Source organism: Vibrio sp. 10N.222.46.A1, assembly GCF_041473595.1.
Lineage (GTDB): Bacteria > Pseudomonadota > Gammaproteobacteria > Enterobacterales > Vibrionaceae > Vibrio > Vibrio tasmaniensis_A.
In genome coordinates, this window is sequence record NZ_JBFRSN010001592.1 from 1 (window position 1) to 389 (window position 389).

At 45.5% G+C, this 389-nt stretch carries 1 protein-coding gene; it reads right to left on the reverse strand.

The features are described from left to right. Window positions 1-389, reverse strand: a 389-nt coding sequence (locus tag AB4496_RS28310; RefSeq protein WP_372133370.1) for a GGDEF domain-containing protein, incomplete at both ends; no start/stop codon positions are given.

Here is a 389-nt window from a genome sequence, read left to right on the forward strand (position 1 = left end):
CTCTTCACCACCCCAACGTACAAGTTTGTCCGTCGCACTGATAGAGCTGCCAACCACCATACTGAATTCACGCAAGATATGATCACCCATCAGGTGTCCGTATTTGTCATTCACACTTTTAAAGTAGTCAATGTCCAGGTAGATCATACTTAACTTGCCGTGGCCTTGCTTCACCTGTTGCGACTGCATTTTCAACCAATCACGAATCGCGTGTCGGTTAAGTATCCCTGTCAATTCATCACGATGAGCCTTTTCAGAAAACTCGAAGTTTTGCTCTCTCAATGCCCGATTGACGTTTTTTAAGTGATGGTGTCTTTTTTCAGCGATCGCGATACGTTTTCTTGAGCGGTGTAATTCTGAAAGCAGAAACACAGTGCCGGTACCCACCC